Source organism: Lactobacillus jensenii DSM 20557, assembly GCF_001436455.1.
Taxonomy (GTDB): Bacteria; Bacillota; Bacilli; order Lactobacillales; family Lactobacillaceae; genus Lactobacillus; species Lactobacillus jensenii.
Genome location: NZ_AYYU01000055.1, coordinates 1 through 2,014 on the forward strand (window position 1 = coordinate 1; position 2,014 = coordinate 2,014).

The following is a 2,014-nucleotide window of genomic DNA, read 5'->3' on the forward strand; positions in this document are numbered from 1 at the left end:
ATAAACTATCAACAGGAAAAATTATAGAACCGTTAATTTATAATATGTTGGTCAAATTCTACGTAAAGAGCTTTTTAAGAGGCTATTAAGTTAGCTAATAAAATAATATAAAAAAGGTCCGTGAGATTAATTCTCACGGACCTTTTTTATATATCTTCTTTAGTTAATTTCTTAAGTCTTAATACTAAGGCTAATGAGCAAAAACCAAAGATTGCAGAAATAAATACGATATTTCCAATGTTAAACAATCCTGTTCCGATTGCAATTGAGGAAACAAATGAACCAACTGCGATACCCAAATTTGAAAATACTGGGTTAAATGTTGATGATAAATCAAGAGCTCCTGGGAACTCATCATTTGCTAAGTCAAGGAAGAGCACGGTCACATTAGCACCATAACTAACGTTAACGATGCAGACAACCGCAATCAAGATAAAGGCAATAATTCCAAATGCTAGTGGGAAGTTGTGTGGATTAGTTAAATTGATTAATAAGCCAATTAAGACCAATGACACTGGCATAATAACATATAAAAATGGAATATCTTGCATATTACCTCGGTCAGCGTAATAGCCTCCGAGTTTGTTACCAAAGATTGATACAATACCAAGAATAAATAAAAGAATACTTAATACTGAGTCTGTAAAATGAAGATATTTTGTAATAATCTCAGTGATATAAGTATAGTAACTATATTGAGCACCAGTAACGCAGATAATGAATAAGGCATTAGTTACAGTAATGGGATGAACAATATATTTTTTACGATCACTAGAAATTTTAGCAGCTTCTTCAGGGGTATTAGCTTGACTTTGTGGAGTATCTTTTGGTGCATAAATAAATAGCAAGGCAAAGATAATAATAGTCAATATGGTAACCATCCAGAAGCTATCGCGCCATGAAAATACTTGAGCAATAGTATTACCAATAGGCACGCCGGCAACATTAGCAATACTAAACCCGGCAAAGACCCAAGAAATTAATCCGGCTTTTTTTTCTGGTGGAGCAATAAAACTAGCCATTACGACGGTAATCGAAATAATCGAACCAGCAGTTGCACCAGCTAAAATTCTGGATAAAAGTAGTTGAATGAAATTGGGAGCAAAAGCTGTCCAAGTATTTGCTACTAAGAAAATTGTTAATAATCCAAATAAAACATTGTGTCGTTTAAAACGGGCACTTAATAATGAAATGAATGGGGTACAGAATGAATAAACCAATGCAAATAAGGTAACCAGGATACCTAAAGTTGCAAGAGGTGTTCCCATATCACTATGGATATCTTTCAATACCCCAACAATCATATATTCGTTACAGCCAAGCATAAAAGCCACTAAAACGAACAAGATTGATTGAATCTTATATTTCAATGTACTATCTCCTTTATTGTATTGTTGAAAACAACATATACTAGTTTACCGAGAAATAGTAATTAAATCAAAGTTATCTAAAAAAGTACAAACAAAAAAAGTGGATAAAATCCACTTTTTTAGCTAAATATGTTTTTGCTTTAATTGTAGAACAGTTGTGATTAATGATAAGGCAGCAAAAACTGCAGATACAAAAACAACATGTCCTAATGTCAAATATGGAATAGCAAGAGATGATGCCAAAGAACCAATGGCAATTCCCACATTTGAAAATACAGGTGTTAATGATGATGCTAAGTCTAATGCATCAGGATAATGGTTATTGGCAATATCAAGCAGATATACAGTAACACTTGAACCAAATGAATTACTTACAATAACCATTAATGCTACCAAAACAAATGCCAGAATTTTAATATGCATAGTTAATCCAACAATAATTAAAGCAGGTGTCATGAAAAGATACAAATAAGGCATATTCTTCATATTACCATGATCTGCGAAAAATCCACCTAACTTAGTACCGATAATTGCGACAACCCCTAAAATGAAAAGTAATGTTGATACGGAAGCTGGACTAAATTTCATATATTTAGTAAGCAATTTAGTAATGTAGGTATAGTAACTAAATTGAGCTGCACATG

At 32.6% G+C, this 2,014-nt stretch carries 1 protein-coding gene and 1 pseudogene; both read right to left on the reverse strand.

The genetic code is table 11. From position 1 onward, the window contains the following. Window positions 1–146 precede the first annotated feature (146 nt). Window positions 147–1,325, reverse strand: a complete 1,179-nt coding sequence (locus FC45_RS07385) for an MFS transporter (RefSeq protein WP_006585173.1) — start codon at window positions 1,323–1,325, stop codon at window positions 147–149. 168 nt (window positions 1,326–1,493) lie between these two features. After that, window positions 1,494–2,014: pseudogene (locus FC45_RS07810) on the reverse strand (MFS transporter); the annotation flags it as partial.

Coding starts and splice junctions, on each gene's coding strand:
- FC45_RS07385 (WP_006585173.1), bottom strand. CDS start 1,325: ATGCTTGGCTGTAACGAATATATGATTGTTGGGGTATTGAAAGATATC.